Annotated in this window: 18 protein-coding genes; 13 read left to right on the forward strand and 5 right to left on the reverse strand. The window is 70.9% G+C overall.

Annotated features, from left to right (window positions below; all coding sequences use genetic code 11):
• Window positions 1–62 precede the first annotated feature (62 nt).
• Window positions 63–626, reverse strand: coding sequence for a YceI family protein (locus ABZ192_RS05065; protein ID WP_356923146.1), 564 nt, complete (start codon window positions 624–626; stop codon window positions 63–65).
• Between the two features lie 101 nt (window positions 627–727).
• Here ABZ192_RS05065 and ABZ192_RS05070 point away from each other — a divergent pair, with 101 nt between their 5' ends.
• Entirely contained in the window at window positions 728–1,591 is an 864-nt protein-coding gene (locus tag ABZ192_RS05070) for a helix-turn-helix domain-containing protein (protein ID WP_356923147.1), read from the forward strand.
• Between the two features lie 62 nt (window positions 1,592–1,653).
• Here the strand turns inward: ABZ192_RS05070 and ABZ192_RS05075 are convergent, their stop codons facing one another.
• From ABZ192_RS05075 to ABZ192_RS05090, 4 genes are all read right to left on the reverse strand, one after another.
• Window positions 1,654–2,559 carry a carbohydrate kinase gene (locus ABZ192_RS05075; protein ID WP_356923148.1) on the reverse strand — a complete coding sequence of 302 codons (906 nt, stop codon included), beginning with the start codon at window positions 2,557–2,559 and terminating at the stop codon, window positions 1,654–1,656.
• Entirely contained in the window at window positions 2,556–3,638 is a 1,083-nt protein-coding gene (locus ABZ192_RS05080) for a LacI family DNA-binding transcriptional regulator (protein ID WP_356923149.1), read from the reverse strand. The genes ABZ192_RS05075 and ABZ192_RS05080 overlap by 4 nt, the downstream gene beginning before the upstream one ends.
• A gap of 133 nt (window positions 3,639–3,771) precedes the next feature.
• The gene (locus ABZ192_RS05085; protein ID WP_356923150.1) at window positions 3,772–4,719 is read right to left on the reverse strand and encodes a hypothetical protein; all 948 of its coding nucleotides are present in this window, start codon (window positions 4,717–4,719) and stop codon (window positions 3,772–3,774) included.
• Window positions 4,720–5,024: 305 nt separating this feature from the next.
• Window positions 5,025–5,186, reverse strand: coding sequence for a hypothetical protein (locus ABZ192_RS05090; RefSeq protein WP_167409582.1), 162 nt, complete (start codon window positions 5,184–5,186; stop codon window positions 5,025–5,027).
• Window positions 5,187–5,438: 252 nt separating this feature from the next.
• On the opposite strand from ABZ192_RS05090, the gene uvrC reads away from it, so the two are divergent.
• From uvrC to pgi, 12 genes are all read left to right on the forward strand, one after another.
• Window positions 5,439–7,532 (forward strand): excinuclease ABC subunit UvrC, encoded by a 2,094-nt coding sequence (gene uvrC / locus ABZ192_RS05095; protein ID WP_356923151.1) that lies wholly within the window; start codon window positions 5,439–5,441, stop codon window positions 7,530–7,532.
• Window positions 7,529–8,488: an RNase adapter RapZ gene (gene rapZ / locus ABZ192_RS05100; RefSeq protein ID WP_356923152.1), complete on the forward strand. Its 960-nt coding sequence runs from the start codon at window positions 7,529–7,531 to the stop codon at window positions 8,486–8,488. Before uvrC ends, rapZ begins: the two co-directional genes overlap by 4 nt.
• Window positions 8,485–9,564: a uridine diphosphate-N-acetylglucosamine-binding protein YvcK gene (yvcK, locus tag ABZ192_RS05105; protein WP_356923153.1), complete on the forward strand. Its 1,080-nt coding sequence runs from the start codon at window positions 8,485–8,487 to the stop codon at window positions 9,562–9,564. The genes rapZ and yvcK overlap by 4 nt, the downstream gene beginning before the upstream one ends.
• Window positions 9,555–10,544 (forward strand): DNA-binding protein WhiA, encoded by a 990-nt coding sequence (gene whiA, locus ABZ192_RS05110; RefSeq protein ID WP_338777341.1) that lies wholly within the window; start codon window positions 9,555–9,557, stop codon window positions 10,542–10,544. Before yvcK ends, whiA begins: the two co-directional genes overlap by 10 nt.
• A 150-nt stretch (window positions 10,545–10,694) precedes the next feature.
• Window positions 10,695–13,649, forward strand: coding sequence for a M14 family zinc carboxypeptidase (locus ABZ192_RS05115; protein ID WP_356923154.1), 2,955 nt, complete (start codon window positions 10,695–10,697; stop codon window positions 13,647–13,649).
• A 256-nt stretch (window positions 13,650–13,905) separates the two neighbouring features.
• Entirely contained in the window at window positions 13,906–14,913 is a 1,008-nt protein-coding gene (gap, locus tag ABZ192_RS05120; protein ID WP_086561720.1) for a type I glyceraldehyde-3-phosphate dehydrogenase, read from the forward strand.
• Window positions 14,914–15,055: 142 nt separating this feature from the next.
• Entirely contained in the window at window positions 15,056–16,267 is a 1,212-nt protein-coding gene (locus ABZ192_RS05125; RefSeq protein WP_356923155.1) for a phosphoglycerate kinase, read from the forward strand.
• A 6-nt stretch (window positions 16,268–16,273) separates the two neighbouring features.
• Window positions 16,274–17,050: a triose-phosphate isomerase gene (gene tpiA / locus ABZ192_RS05130; protein ID WP_356923156.1), complete on the forward strand. Its 777-nt coding sequence runs from the start codon at window positions 16,274–16,276 to the stop codon at window positions 17,048–17,050.
• Window positions 17,051–17,150: 100 nt separating this feature from the next.
• On the forward strand, window positions 17,151–17,381 hold the full coding sequence (gene secG, locus ABZ192_RS05135) for a preprotein translocase subunit SecG (RefSeq protein WP_005477937.1): 231 nt from the start codon (window positions 17,151–17,153) through the stop codon (window positions 17,379–17,381).
• Window positions 17,382–17,604: 223 nt separating this feature from the next.
• Window positions 17,605–17,940 carry an RNA polymerase-binding protein RbpA gene (locus ABZ192_RS05140; protein WP_003976875.1) on the forward strand — a complete coding sequence of 112 codons (336 nt, stop codon included), beginning with the start codon at window positions 17,605–17,607 and terminating at the stop codon, window positions 17,938–17,940.
• A 132-nt stretch (window positions 17,941–18,072) separates the two neighbouring features.
• Entirely contained in the window at window positions 18,073–19,341 is a 1,269-nt protein-coding gene (locus ABZ192_RS05145) for an MFS transporter (protein ID WP_356923157.1), read from the forward strand.
• A 69-nt stretch (window positions 19,342–19,410) separates the two neighbouring features.
• On the forward strand, window positions 19,411–21,063 hold the full coding sequence (pgi, locus tag ABZ192_RS05150; protein ID WP_356923158.1) for a glucose-6-phosphate isomerase: 1,653 nt from the start codon (window positions 19,411–19,413) through the stop codon (window positions 21,061–21,063).
• Window positions 21,064–21,117: the final 54 nt, after the last annotated feature.

Raw genomic sequence — 21,117 nt, forward strand, 5'->3', positions numbered from 1 at the left:
CCGCCCACGCGCCGTGCCCCACAAGGAGTTCCCTTCCGGGGCACGGTGCGTCCGCCTGCTGATCAGGCTTTCTTCGGTTCCACGAACTGCATGTCGAGCTGGATCTTCACCACTTCCCCGAGCAGACCGGGAGCGAAGTCGAGCCCGAACTCGCTGCGCCGGATCTCACCCGTCGCCTCGAAGCCGGCATGCCGGCTGCCATCCATGGGCACATCGACCAGCCCGCCGAACTCCACGGCGAGCGTCACCGGGCGGGTCACCTCGCCGATGGTGAGTTCACCCTCCATCGTCCAGTCCTCGCCCGCACCCGACACCCGCGTCGAGCGGTACGTCATCGTCGGGCGCTTCTCGACGTCGAGCAGGTCGGAGGCGCGGACATGGGCGTCCCGGTCGGCGTTGCCGGTGTCGATCGAGGCCAGATCGACGGTGGCGGAGACCCGCACGTCCTCGACGCGCTCCCCGACGAACAGGTCGGCCTCCAGCCGCTCGAAGCGCCCCCGCACCTTGGCGATGCCCAGGTGACGGACGGTGAAGCCGACGGAGGAGTGGAACGGGTCCAGGGTCCAGTGCCCCGGGGCCAGCGGCAGAGCGGTGGCGGAAGCGGTGGTAGCGGTGTCATTCGTCATGGCCTCAACCCTGAGGGGCGCGCGGCCGGTGAGGGAGACCGGCCGGAGCCTGGTAGTGGCAGGGACACCCTTCCCGCGCGCCGGGAAGGTACGTTCGGCGGGTGAGCGACAACGAGTTGGGCACGTTCCTGCGCACCTGGCGTGAAGCCGTCAGCCCCGCCGAGGTGGGCCTGCCCACCGGCCCGCGCCGCCGCACCCCGGGCCTGCGGCGGGCCGAACTGGCCACCCTCGCGGGCATCAGCGTCGAGTACCTCACCCGGCTGGAACAGGGACGCGACCGCCACCCCTCCGCCCAGGTGCTCGGTGCCCTCGCCGACGCCCTGAACCTGTCTCTCGTCGACCGGATGCTGCTGCGCCGCCTCACCAAGGAGGCGGACGGCGGCGACCCGCTGCTCTGCGCGGCGGCCCCGGCGCTCAGCCGCACGGCCCGCCCCACCGTCCGGTCCGTGCTGGACCGCCTCGAACCGACCCCCGCGCTGGTCGTCAACTGGATCGGCGACGTCCTCGCCCACACCGCGGGATACGAGCGGCTCGCCGGCCCCCTCGGTCTGCTGGACGGTGATCCGCCCAACCTGCTCCGGTACCTGTTCACCGACGAGCGGGCCCGCAGTGCCTACCGCGACTGGGACCGGGTGGCCGACGACCTGGTCGCCCAGCTCCGGCACGAGGTCCCGCTGCGGGACCCGTACGTCGCCGAGCTGGCCGACGAGCTGACGGTGACGGCGGGGGCGGACTTCGCCGACCGGTTCGCCGACCTGGCCGCGACGCCGCGGCGGGCGGGCTCCCAGCACATCGAGCACCCGGAGGCTGGATCGCTGCGGCTGCTGCACGAGACGTTCGCGCTGCCCGACGAAGGCCAGCGCGTGATCGTCCACCTGCCCGCGGACGACGCCACGGCCGCCGCCCTGGACCGCCTCAACGGCCGCCGCCCCGGCGCGCTGCGGGCCGTGGGGGAGGCCGGCTGAGCGACGCGCAGGGGACGAGCCGGGGACGCGTTCCCCGCCGTCCGTGCAGATCGCGGGCGGTGTCAGCCCTCCAGCTCGTGCGCGTACGGCGGTTCCGCGCCGGCCCGTGAGCAAGTGATAGCCGCCGCACGGGCCGCGAAGCCCAGCAGCCCGGCCCAGCCGTCGTGACCCAGCGCGGCCAGCGCCTGGGCGCTGAGGGCGTCGCGCGCCGCAAGACCGTGCAGCAGCGCCGCGTTCACCGTGTCGCCCGCGCCGATCGTGTCCACGACCTCCACCCGCTCACCCGGCACCGCGTACTCACCGTCGGCGGTGTAGGCGGTCAGCCCCTCGCCGCCCCGGGTGATCACGACCGCGGCCGGGCCGGCCGCCAGCCACTCCTGGGGCGTGCCGCCGAGCCACCGGGCGTCCTCCTCGGACAGTTTCAGCAGCGACACCGACGGCAGCCAGCTCTTGAACCGCGCCCGGTAGGCGTCCGCGTCCGGGATCAGTCCGGACCTGATGTTCGGGTCCAGGGCGGTGAACACGCCCTGCGCGGCGGCCGCACGCATCAGCTCCTCGTAGGCGCTCGCCCCCGGCTCCAGCACGAGCGAGCAGGTCCCGAAGGACACGGCCCGGGTGCCGGGCGGTAGCGCGGAGGGCGCCGTGAAGAGCCGGTCCGCCGTCCCGTCGACGTAGAAGGAGTACGCCGCCGAACCGTCCGCGCCGACCGTGGCGACGGCGAGCGTCGTGGGCTCGGCGCCACGCTGCACCGACGACACGTCCACCCCGGTCTCCCGCAGCCGGTCCAGCAAGGCCTCCCCGAAGGCGTCGTACGACACCCGGGAGCAGAAGGCGGCCGGCGAGCCGAGACGGCCCAGTGCCACTGCCGTGTTGTACGGGCCGCCGCCGAGCGCCGGCTGGAGTGCCGCCAGGGCACCCGTGCCCCGCGGTACCAGGTCGATCAGTGCCTCACCGGCGACGACGATCATGCGACGGTTCCTTTCTCGGACTGCGCGGACTGCTCAGGCTGCTCGCGCCGCAGGGACTGCCCCGGCTCCTCGAGGCAGCCGCACGACGTGCGGTGGACGAAGGTGCAGGGGAGCCGCACGGTCCGGGCGGGCCGGTCCGGCTCGGCGAGACGCTCCAGGAGCACGCGGACGGCCCGGGCGCCGATGTCCCGGCTGGGCTGCGCGATCGCGGTGAGCCGGGGCGCGAACAGATCCGCCCAGGCGAAGTCGTCGAAGCAGCACAGCGCGATGTCGCCGGGCACGGACAGGCCGTGCGCGCGCAGGGCCCGCAGCGCCCCGATGGTCATGGCGTTGTTGCCCGTGACCAGCGCGGTGGGCGGCACGGCGAGGGACAGCAGGGCGGCCGTGGCCTGTTCGGCACCGGCCGACTCCGAGTCGCCGTGGACCACGAGCCGTTCGTCGTAGGGGAGTCCCCCGAACGCGAGGCCGGTCCGGTAGCCGGTGATCCGTTCGCTCGTGGTGCTGAGCCCCGGCCGTCCCGCCACCAGCCCGATCCGCCGGTGACCGAGACCGGCGAGATGGGTGACCAGCCGGGACGTCGGTTCGGCGTTGTCGGCGCAGACCTGGTCGAAGCGCGGTCCGCCGTCCGGGGCGTCCACGAGCCGGTCGAGGAACACGGCCGGTACGTCATGCCGCCCCAGGTAGGCGAGCAGTTCGCGCGGATCCGCGGAGGGCGCGACGATCATGCCGTCCACCCGGCGCTCGTGCAGCAGCTGGACGACCTTGCGCTCGTGCTCCGGGTCGTCGTGCGGATCGGCGATCAGAAGGCTGTAGCCGTGCTCCAGGGCGGCGGCCTCGACCCCCTGGAGGATCTCCGTGAAGTACGGGTTGCTGATCGCCGACACCGCCAGCCCGATGGACCGGGTCCGGGCGGTCACCAGGGACCGGGCCAGCGTGTTCGTGGTGTAGCCGAGCTCCTCCACGGCGTCCAGGACCGCCTGGCGGGTGTGCGGCAGCACCGGCCGGGTGCCGTTCAGGACGTGCGAGACGGTCGCGACGGAGACTCCGGCACTGCGCGCCACATCGGCCATGGTCGCCATGCTTCTCCCGCCTCCTCTGTCAGGTCCCCGGGCGGGAACGTATCGCATCCGGAGGCATACGTAAACGCTTACGCAAGCGTTTACGTCACCCGAAGGGCACGGAGGGCGGTCAACCGCTGCCGCCCTCGGTGCCCTACTCCCAGTCCCAGCCGATCCCCAGGAACCCGGTCCGCACCCGCGGCTCGACCAGGTGCACCGAACGGTGCCGTCCGCTCAGCGCCAGGTCCTGGCAGCCGGTGCGCGGGGCCGCCGCCGAGTGCTGCGCGAAACGGTGACAGCGCACCGGGAGGGCGGCCGCGTCGAAGCACACCTGGAGCGCGTACTGGCCGCCGGGAGAGTCGAAACCGCGGAGGTACTCGTACGACACGCCCGCCGTGCCGTCCTCCACGCCGTAGCGGAACAGGAACGTGTCACCGGCCCGCAGCCGGGTGTCGAAGAGCAGTTCGGCCGCGAGCACGCCCGTGTCACGGTGCCAACGGACGCGTCCCGTACGGCAGTTCTCCAGTGCGTGCACCCTCATGCGCTCCGGTGCGGCTCCCCGGTCGCCGTGGTGGACGGCCACGAAGCGGTCGACGCCGTCCCGGTGGGCGCGCACGATGTGGTGCGACTCCCGCTCGGCCAGCTCGCGCCGCGCCCCGATCCGCAGCCGCTCGTGGTGTCCGAGGGTGTGCAGACCGCCGTCAGGCGGGCAGTCCAGCTCGGCCAGCAGCTGGTCCAGGACCCCGGAGGCCTCCACGAGAGAGCGGTAGGAACGGGCCGCGGACCGCTGCCCGGACGAGCCTTCGCCGGGCTCGGCGAGCAGCCGGATCAGTGATTCCTCGGGAAGCTCCAGGATCTCCTCCAGCGCGCGCACGGCCCGCAGCGACTCGGGGCGCTGCGGGCGCCTGGCCCCCTGCTGCCAGTAACTCAGGCTGGTGACGCCGACCTTCACCCCGTGGCGGGAGAGGTGGTGCTGCACGCGTTGCAGCGGCAGGCCGCGGGCGGCGATCGCGGCACGCAGGGCGACGTGGAAGGGGCCGCCGCGCAGAACCGAGTCCAGTTCCGCGGTGGCGGCGTCCGCGTGCTGTGGGGCGTGCGGCATGCAGGGGCCTCTCTGTGAGTCGGCGACGGCTGGTCAGACCGTTCGCGCGGGCCGCCCGGGGCCGTCCCGCCGGCGCGGGGAGGTCTTCACATCCGTACGCCGTCGTTCAGGGGTCCCGAGTTCCCCCGCATTGAAGCGTGTTGACCTGGTCCCGACAACACTTGATGCCGGACAGTGACGTACTCCCGGCCAGGCCCGCCGTCCGGACATGCGACCGCCCGGGGCGTGGTGCCCCGGGCGGTCTCTGCTGGCGGCGTCACCGGCCTCCGCCGAGGCCGGCGTATCAGGCCTCTCTGGCGTCCGGCTCAGGAACGGTCGCTGCCGCCCCGTTCCTCGACGGCCAGGCGCTTGGCCCGCACTATGTCGGGGTCGCGCGGGTCGAGGGCGTCGTGCAGCGCGAACCGTTCGTCCGCGTACCGACGGGCACGGACGGCCCGTCGGGTCTTCTCGATCCGCATCCGCTTCATCTGCGCAGCCCTCCGACCCATGGCCCGCCCGTTTCGCACCGAAACGGCCGGTCCGCACCGACAACCTGTGCCCGCACCGGCACGGCCTCCGTCCGCCGGACGGCGCCGTGTCCCGTGGGAAGCCTGCATTCCCGCTCCCGGTGTGCCGTAACCCCGGACGGAGCATGCCGTTGGAAACTGCCCCTCGCCGAGGCCGTGATCGTGCCCCGCCGCCCCGCCGGACTGTCGGTGCTCGCCAGTAGGGTGTGAGACATGGCCGACCCCTCCAGCTACCGCCCCAAACCGGGTGAGATCCCCGACTCGCCGGGGGTCTACAGGTTCCGTGACGAGCACCGCCGGGTGATCTACGTCGGCAAGGCGAAGAGCCTGCGCCAGCGCCTGGCGAACTACTTCCAGGACCTGGCGGGCCTGCACCCGCGCACCCGCTCCATGGTCACCACGGCCGCGTCCGTGGAATGGACGGTGGTGTCCACGGAGGTCGAGGCGCTCCAGCTGGAGTACTCGTGGATCAAGGAGTACGACCCCCGGTTCAACGTCAAGTACCGCGACGACAAGAGCTACCCGTACCTCGCGGTGACGATGAACGAGGAGTACCCGCGCGTGCAGGTGATGCGCGGTCACAAGAAGAAGGGTGTGCGCTACTTCGGGCCGTACGCGCACGCGTGGGCGATCCGCGACACGGTCGACCTCCTGCTGCGCGTCTTCCCCGTGCGCACCTGCTCGGCCGGCGTCTTCAAGAACGCCGCCCGTACGGGCCGCCCCTGCCTCCTCGGCTACATCGGCAAGTGCTCCGCCCCCTGCGTGGACCGGGTCTCCGCCGAGGAACACCGCGAACTGGCCGACGAGTTCTGCGACTTCATGACCGGCCGGACGGCCACGTACATCCGCCGCCTGGAGAAGCAGATGGCCGAGGCGGCCGAGGAGATGGAGTACGAGCGGGCGGCCCGGCTGCGCGACGACATCGAGGCCCTGAAGAAGGCCATGGAGAAGAACGCGGTCGTGCTCGCCGACGCGACCGACGCGGACCTGATCGCGGTCGCCGAGGACGAGCTGGAGGCGGCCGTCCAGATCTTCCACGTGCGCGGCGGACGCGTGCGCGGCCAGCGCGGCTGGGTCACGGACAAGGTGGAGGAGATCACCACCGGCGCCCTCGTGGAGCACGCGCTCCAGCAGCTGTACGGCGAGGAGACGGGCGACGCCGTGCCCAAGGAAGTCCTCGTCCCCGCGCTGCCCGACCCCGTGGAGCCCGTCCAGGAGTGGCTCGCCGGGCGGCGCGGCTCGGGCGTGTCCCTGCGCGTCCCGCAGCGCGGCGACAAGAAGGCCCTCATGGAGACGGTGCAGCGCAACGCCCAGCAGGCGCTCGTGCTGCACAAGACCAAGCGCGCCTCCGACCTGACCACGCGCTCGCGTGCCCTGGAGGAGATCTCCGACGCCCTCGACCTGGACAGCGCCCCGCTGCGGATCGAGTGCTACGACATCTCCCACCTCCAGGGCGACGACGTGGTGGCCTCCATGGTCGTCTTCGAGGACGGCCTGGCCCGCAAGAGCGAGTACCGGCGCTTCCAGATCAAGGGCTTCGCCGGACAGGACGACGTCCGCTCCATGCACGAGGTGATCACCCGCCGTTTCCGCCGCTACCTCGCCGAGAAGGAGAAGACGGGCGAGTGGACCGACGGTGAGGACGGCCAGGACGCCCAGGAGCGCGAAGGCACCCTCGCCGGCCCGGACCTCGCCGGCGCGCCGAACACCCTCACCGAGGACGACGGCCGCCCCAAGAAGTTCGCCTACCCGCCGCAGCTCGTGGTCGTCGACGGCGGCGCCCCCCAGGTAGCGGCCGCCCAGCGGGCCCTGGACGACCTCGGGATCGACGACATCGCCGTGTGCGGCCTCGCCAAGCGTCTGGAGGAGGTCTGGCTGCCCGGTGACGACGACCCGGTGGTCCTGCCCCGCACCAGCGAGGGCCTGTACCTGCTCCAGCGGGTCCGTGACGAGGCCCACCGCTTCGCGATCAGCTACCAGCGCGCCAAACGGTCCAAGCGCTTCCGGTCCAGCCCCCTGGACGACGTCCCCGGACTTGGGGACACGCGCAAGCAGGCACTCCTGAAGCACTTCGGCTCGTTGAAGAAACTGCGATCCGCCACCATCGACCAGATCTGCGAGGTTCCCGGTATAGGCCGCAAGACCGCCGAGACCATCGCGGTGGCCCTCGCCCAGGCGGCCCCGGCCGCACCCGCCGTCAACACGGCGACTGGAGAGATCATGGAGGAGGAACCCGGCACCATGGGTTCCAGCGGGGAGCCCGTACGGACGGGCGCCCCGGACGAGCGACGGGGGCAGGAGACATGAATGTGAACGAGCACGACGGGCAAGAAGAGCAAACCGGAGACGGAGCACAGGTGAGTACGGGCACGCCCAACGACAAGGCCCCGGTCCCGGACGCGGCCATCCCCGAGCTGGTGATCATCTCCGGCATGTCCGGGGCCGGCCGCTCGACGGCCGCGAAGTGTCTGGAGGACCTCGGCTGGTTCGTCGTCGACAACCTGCCGCCCGCGCTGATCCCCACCATGGTGGAACTCGGCGCCCGCTCCCAGGGCAACGTGGCCCGGATCGCCGTCGTCGTCGACGTCCGCGGCCGCCGCTTCTTCGACAACCTCCGCGAGTCGCTGGCCGACCTGGAGGCGAAGAACGTCACCCGGAGGATCGTCTTCCTGGAGTCCTCCGACGAGGCCCTGGTGCGCCGCTTCGAGTCGGTGCGCCGCCCGCACCCCCTCCAGGGCGACGGCCGGATCGTCGACGGCATCGCCGCCGAGCGCGAGCTGCTGCGCGAGCTGCGCGGCGACGCCGACCTGGTGATCGACACCTCCAGCCTCAACGTGCACGAGCTGCGCGCCAAGATGGACGCCCAGTTCGCCGGCGAGGAAGAGCCGGAGCTGAGGGCCACGGTCATGTCCTTCGGCTACAAGTACGGGCTGCCGGTCGACGCCGACCTGGTCGTCGACTGCCGCTTCCTGCCGAACCCGCACTGGGTGCCGGAGCTGCGCCCGTACACGGGCCTCAACGAGGAGGTGTCGGGTTACGTCTTCAACCAGCCCGGCGCCAAGGAGTTCCTCGACCGGTACACGGAGCTCCTCCAGCTCGTCGCCACCGGCTACCGCCGTGAGGGCAAGCGCTACGTGACCATCGCCGTGGGCTGCACGGGCGGCAAGCACCGCTCGGTCGCCATGTCGGAGAAGCTCGCCGCCCGGCTCGCCGCCGAGGGCGTGGAGACGGTGGTCGTACACCGGGACATGGGACGCGAATGACACGACGTACTCCGCGGCTGAGCCGGCTGCGCCGGGTGGTGCCCGACGGCAGCACCGACTCAAGGGGCGGCCGGCCCGCCGAGGCCCGCGGCGGCAGACCCCGCCGCCGGGGCACCCAGCCCAAGGTCGTCGCCCTCGGCGGCGGCATGGGCCTGTCCGCCTCGCTCGCCGCGCTGCGCCGGATCACCGGCGACCTCACCGCCGTCGTCACCGTGGCCGACGACGGCGGCTCCAGCGGCCGGCTGCGCGACGAGCTGGGCGTGCTGCCGCCCGGCGACCTGCGCAAGGCACTGGCCGCCCTGTGCGGTGACGACGACTGGGGCCAGACCTGGGCGCGTGTCATCCAGCACCGCTTCCAGTCCAAGGGCGACCTGCACGAACACGCGGTCGGAAACCTGCTGATCGTCGCCCTGTGGGAACAACTGGGCGACCACGTCCAGGCCCTCGACCTGGTCGGACGGCTGCTCGGCGCGCAGGGCCGCGTGCTGCCCATGTCCGCCGTCCCGCTGGAGCTCCAGGCCCTGGTCAAGGGCCACGACCCGGCCCGCCCGGACGAGGTGGACACGGTCCGCGGCCAGGCCACCGTCGCCCTGACCCCGGGCGAGGTGCAGTCCGTGCAGGTCGTGCCGCACGACCCGCCGGCCGTCCCCGAGGCGGTCCAGGCCGTCCTGGACGCGGACTGGGTGGTGCTCGGCCCCGGCTCCTGGTTCTCCTCGGTCATCCCGCATCTGCTCGTGCCCGAGCTGCTGGACGCGCTCACGCAGACGAAGGCCCGCCGGGTACTCTCCCTGAACCTCGCCCCGCAGCCCGGAGAAACCGAGGGCTTCTCTCCGCAGCGTCATTTGGAGGTTTTGGGACGACACGCCCCTAAACTCGCCCTGGACGTGGTGCTGGCCGACGAGGCCGCCGTGCCCGACCGCGACTCCCTCACCGATGCCGCCAAGCGGTTCGGGGCCGCCGTCGAGCTGGCGCCGGTGGCCCGGCCCGACGGGACCCCGAGGCATGACCCGGAGCTGTTGGCCGCCGCGTACGACCGTATTTTTCGGATGCATGGAAGGATCGGCCCATGGCGATGACGGCAGCGGTGAAGGACGAGATCTCCCGGCTCCCCGTCACCCGGACCTGCTGCAGAAAGGCGGAGGTCTCCGCCATTCTGCGGTTCGCCGGCGGCCTTCACCTGGTGAGCGGTCGGATTGTGATCGAGGCGGAGCTGGACACTGCGATGGCGGCCCGCCGCCTCAAGCGGGACATCCTGGAGATCTTCGGCCACAGCTCGGAGCTGATCGTGATGGCCCCGGGCGGACTGCGCCGCGGCTCGCGCTACGTGGTGCGTGTCGTCGCGGGCGGTGACCAGCTGGCCCGCCAGACCGGCCTGGTCGACGGGCGGGGCCGCCCGATCCGCGGCCTGCCCCCGCAGGTGGTCTCGGGGGCCACCTGCGACGCCGAGGCCGCCTGGCGGGGCGCCTTCCTGGCGCACGGCTCGCTCACCGAGCCCGGCCGCTCCTGCTCCCTGGAGGTGACCTGCCCCGGCCCCGAGGCCGCGCTCGCCCTTGTCGGCGCCGCCCGGCGCCTCCAGATCCCCGCCAAGGCCCGCGAGGTGCGCGGCGTGGACCGGGTGGTCGTCCGCGACGGCGACGCGATCGGCGCCCTGCTCACGCGCCTGGGCGCCCACGAGTCGGTGCTGGCCTGGGAGGAGCGCCGGATGCGCCGCGAGGTGCGGGCCACGGCGAATCGGCTCGCCAACTTCGACGACGCCAATCTGCGCCGCTCGGCCCGCGCGGCCGTCGCCGCCGGCGCCCGTGTGCAGCGGGCGCTGGAGATCCTCGGCGAGGACGTGCCCGAGCACCTCGCAGCGGCCGGCCGGCTGCGCATGGAGCACAAGCAGGCTTCCCTGGAGGAGCTGGGCGCGCTCGCCGACCCGCCGCTGACCAAGGACGCCGTCGCCGGCCGGATCCGCCGGCTGCTGGCCATGGCCGACAAGCGCGCCTCCGACCTGGGTATCCCGGGCACGGAGGCCAACCTCTCCGAGGAACTCGCCGACAATCTCGTAGGCTGATCCCACAGTCCGTCAAGAAGCCGGTGCGACCGCCACTTGGGTGGTCGGCACCGGCTTTCGCGTGTCGCTCGGGCACTCTTGACTCGATCATGGACTGTCATGAGCCTGGCATCTGTTCGCTGCTGTGGCGAACCCACGCTAGGGGGGTTCATGAGACGAAGAGCGAGATCGATCCTCGCTGTCGGCGCGCTCCTGATCGGCGGAGCGAGCATCGCACCCATCGCCCAGGCACAACCTGACAGTTCACCCCCGTCCGACCCGGACGAAGTCAAGGTCTTCCGCGCCGACGTCACCCACGAGCAGGTACCCCTGCTGCTCGCGGCCGGCCAGGACGGCCACGAACTCAGTGAGCAGGTGCCGGAGAAGGGAACCGCCACCATCGAGGTCATCCTGACCGACCAGCAGGCGAAGAAGCTGGCGAAGCAGGGCGTCGACCTCACCGAGCACGACCTCTCCACCAAGGCGGAAGCCCGCGTGGAGAACGCCGCCGAGGGCGTGTTCCGCCCGTACAGCGGCAAGGGCGGCATCAAGGAGGAGATCCTCGAGGCCGCGCAGGACAACCCCGGCCTCACCAAGGTCGTCTCCATCGGCAAGACGGTCAGGGGCCAGGACATCCTCGCGCTGAAGCTCACCAAGGGCGCGAAGAAGACGAAGGACGGCTCCAAGCCCTCGGTCCTCTACCTGTCCAACCAGCACGCGCGTGAGTGGATCACGCCGGAGATGACCCGGCGCCTGATGCACCACTACCTGGACAACTACAAGAAGGACCGGCGCGTCAAGAAGATCGTCGACTCCACCGAACTGTGGTTCGTCATCTCGGCCAACCCCGACGGCTACGACCACACCCACAGCGGTGACGCCAACCGCCTGTGGCGCAAGAACCTGCGGGACGTCAACGGCGACGGCGTCATCGGCACCGGCGACGGCGTCGACCTCAACCGCAACTTCGCCTACAAGTGGGGCTACGACAACGAGGGCTCGTCCCCCAACCCCGCCAGTGAGACCTACCGCGGCGCCGGACCCAACTCGGAACCGGAGACCAAGGCCCTGGACGCCTTCCAGAAGCGGATCGGCTTCACGTACGGCATCAACTACCACTCCGCCGCCGAACTCATCCTCTACGGGGTCGGCTGGCAGGTGGCCACGCACACCCCGGACGACGTCGTGTACGAAGCGCTCGCCGGTACGCCCGAGAACCCCGCGATCCCCGGCTACCACCCGCAGGTCTCCTCCGAGCTGTACACCACCAACGGCGAGGCCGACGGCCACGCGGCGAACGTCAACGGCCTGGCGATGTTCACCCCGGAGATGTCGACCTGTCAGACGGCCTCCAACGCCGACCCGGACGACGAGTGGAAGGCGTCCGACTGCCGGTCGATCTTCACCTTCCCGGACGACGAGAAGCTGATCCAGCAGGAGTTCGCCAAGAACGTCCCGTTCGCGCTCTCCGTCGCCGAGTCCGCCTCCCACCCCGACCGGCCGTCCTCGTCGGTCGGGCTGAGCGCCGCCGACTTCACCCCGGCCGCGTTCCCGGTGTCGTACTCCCGCGGCGCCGACCAGGAGGTCTCCGTCGTCGCACGCAAGTCGCTGCGCGACAAGGAGCTGAAGTACCGCGTCAACGGCGGCCGCACCGAGGACATGGCCCTCAAGCCCTGGAAGGGCGGCGAGACCTACGGCGGTGAGGACAACCTCTACTTCGACGAGTACCGGGCGAAGGTCAGGGACGGCGACCCCGGCGACAAGGTCGAGGTCTGGTTCACCGCGGAGACGAGGAACGGCAAGAAGGTCTCCAGCAAGCGCTTCACCTACACCGTCGCCGAACGGCCCAGGGCGGACACCCTCGTCGTAGCCGAGGAGGGCGCGGCCGCCACGCAGGCACAGAAGTACGTTGACGCGCTCAAGGCCAACGGCCGCAAGGCGCTCGTCTGGGACGTCGCCGAGCGCGGCGCACCGGACGCGCTGGGCGTGCTGAGCCACTTCGACACCGTCGTCCACTACACAGGGGCGAGTGCCCCCGGCAACGCCACCCAGCTACAGCTGCGCGCCTTCCTCAACGAGGGCGGCAGGCTGATCGAGGCCGGCGAGCAGGCCGGCGGCAGCGTCGACCTCGGGGGCGGCACCCTGTCGAACGACTTCAGCCAGTACTACCTGGGCGCCTACAGCCGTACCTCGGCCGACGGAGCCACCGGCTTCACCGGCTCCGGCGAGCTGGGTGGCTTCACGGGCCCGCTCGCCGCCGCGCCCGGCAACCCCTTGGACAAGGCGGGCCGCTACGGCGTCACCTCCGACGAACTGCCCGCCGACGAGTTCCCGCAGTTCGCGAGCAAGGGCGCCGGACAGTTCGCCGGCGCGGTCAACCCGTACGGCCCGTACGCGGGCTCCTCGATGGCCGCCGCCGTCCACACCGACAACGCCTACAAGCGCCTCACCCGTACCGTGGACCTCGCCGGTGTCGCCGCGGCCGACAAGCCCACCCTGCGCACCCAGCTGATGTGGGACACCGAGCCCGGCTACGACAACGTCCTGATCGAGGCCCACACCGCGGGCGCCGACGACTGGACCACCCTGCCCGAGACGGGCGGCGCCACCAAGGCCGCCGTTCCGGCCGAGTGCGGGGGCGGCTTCTACGTCCGTGAGCACCCCTGGCTGAAGCACTACCTGACCCTGTCGGACGACGGTTGCACCGCGACCGGCAGCACCGGGTCGTGGAACAGTCTCACCGGTTCCTCCGGCGGCTGGCGGCAGGTGGAATTCGACCTGAGCGCGTACGCCGGCAAGACGGTCGAGGTCTCGATCAGCTACGTCACCGACCCGGGCACCGGCGGACACGGCGTCCTCGCCGACGACGCCTCGCTCGTCGTCGGCGGCACGGCGAAGGAGACCGAGGGCTTCGAGACCTCGCTCGGCGCCTGGAAGGCGGCCGGACCGCCCGCGGGCAGCCCGGCCGTCCTGAAGGACTGGACCCGCACCGGGGCCCTGTTCCAGACATACGGCGCGGTCACCACGGACGACACCGTGCTGCTCGGCTTCGGCCTGGAGCACGTCGCCACCGCGGCCGACCGGGCGGCACTGATGAGGAAGGCGCTCACCTCCCTCGACGTGTGATCCGGACGTGTGACCCCACAGGCGCTGGGAACTCTCCGTCAACAGGCACCACACCGGGTAGCGAAATCGAGTGATCTCGCTCTCGGTGGCGGGCGGTCCGTACCCCTACTGGCCGGTACGGACCGCCCTGCCGTGTATGGGGCATCTGGATGTCACCACCGCAGCCTCAGGGAGGTAGGGTCGTAGGCGGTCGGGGACATCCCAAACAGAGCTCGCCGGCTCTTCATGGCCGGCGTACCAACGAGGAGATCGGTTCGTGACGATCCGCGTAGGCATCAACGGCTTCGGCCGCATCGGTCGTAACTACTTCCGCGCGCTGCTGGAGCAGGGTGCAGACATCGAGATCGTGGCTGTCAACGACCTGGGTGACACCGCGACCACCGCTCACCTGCTGAAGTACGACACCATCCTCGGCCGCCTCAAGCAGGAGGTCTCGCACACCGAGGACACCATCACCGTCGGCGACAAGACCATCAAGGTCCTCGCCGAGCGCAACCCCGCCGACATCCCGTGGGGCGAGCTGGGCGTCGACATCGTCATCGAGTCGACCGGCATCTTCACCAAGAAGGCCGACGCCGAGAAGCACATCGCCGGCGGCGCCAAGAAGGTCCTCATCTCGGCTCCGGCCAAGGACGAGGACGTCACCATCGTGATGGGCGTCAACCAGGACAGCTACGACCCGGCGAACCACCACGTCATCTCCAACGCCTCCTGCACCACCAACTGTGTGGCGCCGATGGCCAAGGTTCTCGACGAGAACTTCGGCATCGTCAAGGGCCTGATGACGACGGTGCACGCGTACACGAACGACCAGCGCATCCTGGACTTCCCGCACAAGGATCTGCGCCGCGCCCGTGCCGCCGCCGAGAACATCATCCCGACCACCACGGGTGCCGCCAAGGCCACCGCGCTGGTCCTCCCGCAGCTCAAGGGCAAGCTGGACGGCATGGCCATGCGCGTCCCGGTCCCGACCGGTTCGGTCACCGACCTGGTCCTCGAGCTCGGCCGCGAGGTCACCAAGGAAGAGGTCAACGCCGCCTTCCAGAAGGCGGCCGAGGGCGAGCTGAAGGGCATCCTCGAGTACACGGAGGACCCGATCGTCTCGTCCGACATCGTCAACGCCCCGGCGTCCTGCACCTTCGACTCCTCCCTGACCATGGTCCAGGAGGGCAAGAACGTGAAGGTCATCGGCTGGTACGACAACGAGTGGGGCTACTCCAACCGCCTCGTCGACCTGACGGTCTTCGTCGGCAACCAGCTCTGATCAACAGAGCAGGCACGTCCATGTGAGAACAGGGCTCGGGCAGCGCGAGAATGCGCTGTCCGAGCCCTGACTCACGTACAGATCAGAGCTGTTCGATCACGAGCGCTTTCGAGCGATCACGAGCTCTTCCAGGAGTCCCCTCATGAAGACGATCGACGAACTCCTCTCCGAAGGGGTATCCGGCAAGCGGGTCTTCGTCCGCGCCGACCTGAACGTGCCGCTGGACGGTACGACCATCACCGACGACGGCCGGATCCGCGCCGTGGTGCCCACGGTCAAGGCCCTCGCCGACGCGGGTGCCCGGGTGGTCGTCGCCTCGCACCTGGGCCGCCCCAAGGGCGCCCCGGACCCGGCCTTCTCCCTCGCCCCGGCCGCCGCGCGCCTCGGTGAACTCCTCGGCACGGACGTCCCGTTCGCCACCGACACGGTCGGCGAGTCGGCCCGGGCCACCGTCGCCGCCCTCACCGACGGCCAGGTCGCGGTCGTCGAGAACCTGCGCTTCAACGCCGGGGAGACCAGCAAGGACGACGCCGAGCGCGGCGCCTTCGCCGACCAGCTCGCCGCCCTCGCTGACCTCTACGTCGGCGACGGCTTCGGCGCCGTGCACCGCAAGCACGCCTCCGTCTACGACCTCCCGGCCCGGCTGCCGCACGCGGCCGGCTACCTCATCGCCAAGGAGGTCGCCGTCCTGAAGAAGCTGACGGAGGACCTCCAGCGGCCCTACGTCGTCGCCCTCGGCGGCGCCAAGGTCTCCGACAAGCTCGCCGTCATCGACCAGCTGCTCGGCAAGGCCGACCGCATCCTCATCGGTGGCGGCATGGCCTACACCTTCCTCAAGGCCAAGGGCTACGAGGTCGGCGGTTCCCTCCTCCAGGAGGACCAGATCGCGGCCGTCCAGGAGTACGTCGAGCGGGCCGAGAAGACCGGCGTCGAGCTGGTCGTGCCCGTCGACGCGCTGAGCGCCACCGAGTTCCCGGACCTGAAGACCAAGGCTCCCGCCCACCCCACGACCGTCGCCGCGGACGCCATCCCGGCCGACCAGATGGGCCTCGACATCGGGCCCGAGACCCGCAAGCTGTACGCGTCCAAGCTCGCCGACGCCGCCACCGTCTTCTGGAACGGACCCATGGGCGTCTTCGAGCACCCCGACTACGCCGAGGGCACCAAGGCGGTCGCCCAGGCCCTCGTCGAATCCAAGGGCTTCACCGTGGTCGGCGGCGGAGACTCCGCCGCCGCAGTGCGCACCCTCGGCTTCGACGAGACGGCATTCGGCCACATCTCGACCGGTGGCGGCGCCTCCCTCGAATACCTCGAGGGCAAGACGCTCCCCGGCCTCGCCGCACTGGAGGACTGACCCCTTATGAGTACGCGCACGCCGCTGATGGCGGGCAACTGGAAGATGAACCTCAACCACCTCGAGGCCATCGCCCACGTCCAGAAACTCGCCTTCGCCCTGGCCGACAAGGACTACGAGGCCGTCGAGGTCGCCGTCCTGCCGCCCTTCACCGACCTGCGCTCCGTACAGACCCTGGTCGACGGCGACAAGCTCAAGATCAAGTACGGCGCCCAGGACATCTCGGCACACGACGGCGGTGCCTACACCGGCGAGATCTCCGGCCCCATGCTGGCCAAGCTGAAGTGCACGTTCGTCGCCATCGGCCACAGCGAGCGCCGCCAGTACCACGCCGAGACCGACGAGCTGGTGAACGCCAAGGTCAAGGCCGCCTACAAGCACGGCCTGACCCCCATCCTGTGCGTCGGCGAGGAGCTGGAGGTCCGCGAGGCGGGTAACCACGTCTCCCACACCCTCGCCCAGGTCGAGGGCGGTCTGAAGGATCTCCCCGCCGAGCAGGCCGAGACCGTCGTGATCGCCTACGAGCCCGTCTGGGCCATCGGCACCGGCAAGGTCTGCGGCGCCGAGGACGCCCAGGAGGTCTGCGCGGCGATCCGCGGCAAGATCGCCGAGCTGTACTCGCAGGACGTGGCCGACAAGGTCCGCATCCAGTACGGCGGCTCCGTGAAGTCGGGCAACGTCGCCGAGATCATGGCGCAGGCCGACATCGACGGCGCCCTGGTCGGCGGCGCCTCGCTGGACGCCGACGAGTTCGTCAAGATCGTGCGGTTCCGCGACCAGTGAGTATGCGGTAGACGCGATCCGTCGTACCCTTGCGGGGTCCAGCACTGTGCTGGACCCCGCGTCGTCCATCGAATCCGAGGAAGTTGGTCCAGCCGTGGTTTTGGGGTTCTCGATCGCCCTGATCGTCTTCAGCCTGCTGATGATGCTGCTGGTGCTGATGCACAAGGGCAAGGGCGGCGGTCTCTCCGACATGTTCGGTGGCGGCATGCAGTCCTCCGTCGGCGGCTCCTCGGTCGCCGAACGCAACCTCGACCGGATCACCGTCGTGGTCGGTCTGCTCTGGTTCGCGTGCATCATCGTGCTCGGCATCCTGATGAAGGTGAACAACTGACCGGCCCGCATCCCGCAGCCACTGCGTACGCAGGCAATACGTACGTAACGCCCCATGTTCGGTACGCGCGGCACAGCGCGGCCTATCATGGGGCTTGCGTCTAGGTGTGAGGGTTGTAACTCCAATCACTGGACGCGCGTTGGGCCTTACGTAGACTGAGGCGCTCGCAGCGAAGCGGAACGCCGACTCGCTTCGCGGCACCATCACGCAGGGAGTTACGACCGTGGCAAGTGGCAACGCGATCCGGGGAAGCCGGGTCGGGGCGGGGCCGATGGGCGAGGCCGAGCGCGGCGAGTCCGCGCCGCGGCTGCGCATCTCCTTCTGGTGCTCCAACGGACACGAGACCCAGCCGAGCTTCGCCAGCGACGCGCAGGTGCCCGAAACCTGGGACTGTCCCCGCTGCGGATTCCCGGCCGGCCAGGACCGGGACAACCCGCCGGACCCGCCGCGCACCGAGCCCTACAAGACGCACCTGGCGTACGTGCGGGAGCGCCGCAGCGACGCGGACGGCGAGGCGATCCTCGCCGAGGCGCTCGCCAAACTGCGGGGCGAGATCTAGAAGTCGAGACCGGCCGGGCACCAGCGGGTGCCCGGCCGGAGCTGCTTTCCGCACCGGCGGACGCCTCTCGCGGACCGATTGTCAGTGGTGCCCTCTACGGTTTGTGCATCGGGCGAACCGTGAGGGGGGACAGTGGCGACGGTCGAGGTGGGAAGCGTGCGCGCGCCCGCGTGGCACGGGGGGTTCGGACGGCTGTGGAGCGCCGCCGTGCTGTCCAGTTTCGGTGACGCGCTGCGTACGGCCGCGATGCCCCTGCTCGCCGTCACGCTGACCGACGAGCCGCTGCTCATCGCCTCCGTCACGGCCTGCGGCTATCTGCCCTGGATCGTCTTCGGCCTGCTCGGCGGGGCCGTCGCCGACCGCGTGGACCAGCGGCGGGCCATGTGGAGGGTGGATGCGTTACGTGGGCTGCTGGTCGCCGCCTTCGCGGTGGCCGTCGCTCTCGGTCACGCCTCGATCGGCCTGCTCATCGTGCTGGCCTTCGCCCTGACCACCCTCCAGACCCTCTTCGACAATGCCGCCACGGCCCTGCTGCCCGCCCTGGTCGACCGGGACGCCCTCGGCAGCGCCAACGCCCGGCTGCTGACCGGCCAGCGCATCGCGGGCGGTCTGCTGGGCGGGCCCGTCGTGCCGCTGCTGCTGGCCGCCGGGGCCGCCGTGCCCTTCGCGGCCGACGCCGTGACGTTCCTGGTGGCCGCCGCGCTGGTGGCCTCGCTGCCCGCCGCCGAGTCCGACCGCGCGCCGCGACCGTCGGGCAGCACGCTGCGCCGCGAGATCGTGGAAGGTCTGCGCACCCTGTGGCGCGACCGCGCCCTGCGCGGCCTGTGCGCCGCGACCGCCCTGTGCAACATCGGCATGGGCGCCCAGGTCGCCCTGCTGGTCGTCCTCGTCACCGACTGGCTCGGCGCGGGCCCCGCGGGATACGCGGCGGCGGGAGCGGCCTTCACACTCGGCAGCCTGGCCGGGGGAGTGGTCAACGGCCGGCTGGTCAGGCGTCTCGGCCGGCTGCGGTCCGTGCTGCTCGCCGGCGCGGTGCAGACCGCGGCCCTCGTCGTCATGGGCACCGTGCGCAGCCTGACCGTGCTCGTGGGCGCGCTCGCCGTCTTCGGGCTCATGGGCATGGTGTGGAACGTCAACACCACGACCCTGATGCAGGAGCGCAGCCCCGCCGAGCTCCTGGGCCGGGTCAGCTCGGCCTTCCGCACCCTGGCCTGCGCCGGCGTGCCCCTCGGCGCCCTGCTGGGCGGGGCCGTCGCCACCGCCTGGGGGCCGAACACCCCGCCCCTGCTGACAGCCGCCTTCTTCGTCCTCTCCGTCATCGCGCTGATACCCGCGCTCAACGTGAACGTAGATGTTGTCGAGCCGGGCGACGGTGCCACGGCAGCCGATGTCACGCGCTGATCAATTAAGTTGGGACCGGCAGCGGGGCAAGGTACGCAGGCAGGACAGGAAAGAAGGCTGAAGCCCGAGATGAACGCAGACGGCCGTACCAGGCTCAACCAGACGCCCGAGTGGACGGCACTGGCCAAGCATCGCGAGGAGCTGGGCGATGTCCAGCTGCGCGAGCTGTTCGCCGCCGACTCCGGCCGCGGCACCGCGTACACCCTCCGGGTCGGCGACCTGTACGTCGACTACTCCAAGCACCTCGTCACCGACGACACCCTGCGGCTGCTGCGCGAACTGGCCGCCGCCACAGACGTGTTCGGGCTGCGGGACGCCATGTTCCGCGGCGAGAAGATCAACACCACGGAGAACCGGGCCGTGCTGCACACCGCGCTGCGCGCCCCGCGGGACGCGGTGATCGAGGTCGACGGCGAGAACGTGGTGCCGGGCGTGCACGCGGTGCTCGACAAGATGGCCGACTTCGCGAACCGGGTGCGCTCCGGGGAGTGGACCGGCCACACCGGCAAGCGGATCCGCAACGTGGTCAACGTCGGCATCGGCGGCTCCGATCTGGGTCCCGCGATGGCGTACGAGGTGCTGCGCGCCTTCACGGACCGCTCCCTGACCGTGCGTTTCGTGTCGAACGTGGACGGGGCCGACCTGCACGAGGCGGTGCGGGACCTGGACCCCGCGGAGACGCTGTTCGTCATCGCCTCCAAGACCTTCACCACCATCGAGACGGTCACCAACGCCACGTCCGCGCGCGGCTGGCTGCTGGACGCGCTCGGTGACCAGGCCGCCGTCGCCAGGCACTTCGTCGCCCTGTCGACGAACGCCGAGAAGGTCGCCGAATTCGGTATCGACACGGCCAACATGTTCGAGTTCTGGGACTGGGTCGGAGGCCGTTACTCGTACGACTCCGCGATCGGCCTGGCCCTGATGATCGCCATCGGCCCGGACAACTTCCGGGAGATGCTCGACGGTTTCCGGATCGTCGACGAGCACTTCCGGACCGCGCCCGCCGAGTCCAACGTGCCGCTGCTGCTGGGCCTCCTGGGCATCTGGTACGGCAACTTCCACGACGCCCAGTCGCACGCCGTGCTGCCGTACAGCCACTACCTGTCCAAGTTCACCGCCTACCTCCAGCAGCTCGACATGGAGTCCAACGGCAAGTACGTCGACCGGGACGGGCGTGAGGTGGAGTGGCAGACCGGCCCGGTGGTGTGGGGTACGCCGGGCACCAACGGGCAGCACGCCTACTACCAGCTCATCCACCAGGGCACGAAGCTGATCCCGGCGGACTTCATCGGCTTCGCGCGGCCGGTCGGTGAACTGGGTGACCGGCTCAAGGCGCAGCATGACCTGCTGATGGCCAACTTCTTCGCGCAGACGCAGGCCCTGGCCTTCGGCAAGACTCCGGAGGAGGTGCGGGCCGAGGGTGTGCCGGAGGAGCTGGTGCCGCACAAGACGTTCAAGGGCAACCACCCGACGACCACCATCCTGGCGCCCGAGCTGACGCCGTCCGTCCTCGGCCAGCTGGTCGCTCTCTACGAGCACAAGGTGTTCGTGCAGGGCGCGGTGTGGAACATCGACTCCTTCGACCAGTGGGGCGTGGAGCTGGGCAAGGTCCTCGCCAAGCGGGTCGAGCCCGCGCTGACCGAGGGCGCGGAGGTCGAGGGCCTGGACGCGTCCACCAAGGCCCTGGTCGCCACGTACCGGGAGTTGCGCGGCCGGCAGTGACGAGGACCGGGCGGTGGGCGGACGGCAGCGCGTCGTCCGCCCGCCGCCCGGCGG

The organism is Streptomyces sp. NPDC006235, from assembly GCF_040613735.1.
GTDB lineage: Bacteria > Actinomycetota > Actinomycetes > Streptomycetales > Streptomycetaceae > Streptomyces.

What these genes read in the sequence shown, in the direction of transcription:
- ABZ192_RS05090 (WP_167409582.1), bottom strand. Translation starts at nt 5,186, where the DNA reads ATGAAGCGGATGCGGATCGAGAAGACCCGACGGGCCGTCCGTGCCCGT.
- uvrC (WP_356923151.1), top strand. Translation starts at nt 5,439, where the DNA reads ATGGCCGACCCCTCCAGCTACCGCCCCAAACCGGGTGAGATCCCCGAC.
- pgi (WP_356923158.1), top strand. Translation starts at nt 19,411, where the DNA reads ATGAACGCAGACGGCCGTACCAGGCTCAACCAGACGCCCGAGTGGACG.
- rapZ (WP_356923152.1), top strand. Translation starts at nt 7,529, where the DNA reads ATGAATGTGAACGAGCACGACGGGCAAGAAGAGCAAACCGGAGACGGA.
- ABZ192_RS05115 (WP_356923154.1), top strand. Translation starts at nt 10,695, where the DNA reads ATGAGACGAAGAGCGAGATCGATCCTCGCTGTCGGCGCGCTCCTGATC.
- yvcK (WP_356923153.1), top strand. Translation starts at nt 8,485, where the DNA reads ATGACACGACGTACTCCGCGGCTGAGCCGGCTGCGCCGGGTGGTGCCC.
- ABZ192_RS05085 (WP_356923150.1), bottom strand. Translation starts at nt 4,719, where the DNA reads ATGCCGCACGCCCCACAGCACGCGGACGCCGCCACCGCGGAACTGGAC.
- whiA (WP_338777341.1), top strand. Translation starts at nt 9,555, where the DNA reads ATGGCGATGACGGCAGCGGTGAAGGACGAGATCTCCCGGCTCCCCGTC.
- ABZ192_RS05065 (WP_356923146.1), bottom strand. Translation starts at nt 626, where the DNA reads ATGACGAATGACACCGCTACCACCGCTTCCGCCACCGCTCTGCCGCTG.
- ABZ192_RS05125 (WP_356923155.1), top strand. Translation starts at nt 15,056, where the DNA reads ATGAAGACGATCGACGAACTCCTCTCCGAAGGGGTATCCGGCAAGCGG.
- ABZ192_RS05075 (WP_356923148.1), bottom strand. Translation starts at nt 2,559, where the DNA reads ATGATCGTCGTCGCCGGTGAGGCACTGATCGACCTGGTACCGCGGGGC.
- ABZ192_RS05080 (WP_356923149.1), bottom strand. Translation starts at nt 3,638, where the DNA reads ATGGCGACCATGGCCGATGTGGCGCGCAGTGCCGGAGTCTCCGTCGCG.
- tpiA (WP_356923156.1), top strand. Translation starts at nt 16,274, where the DNA reads ATGAGTACGCGCACGCCGCTGATGGCGGGCAACTGGAAGATGAACCTC.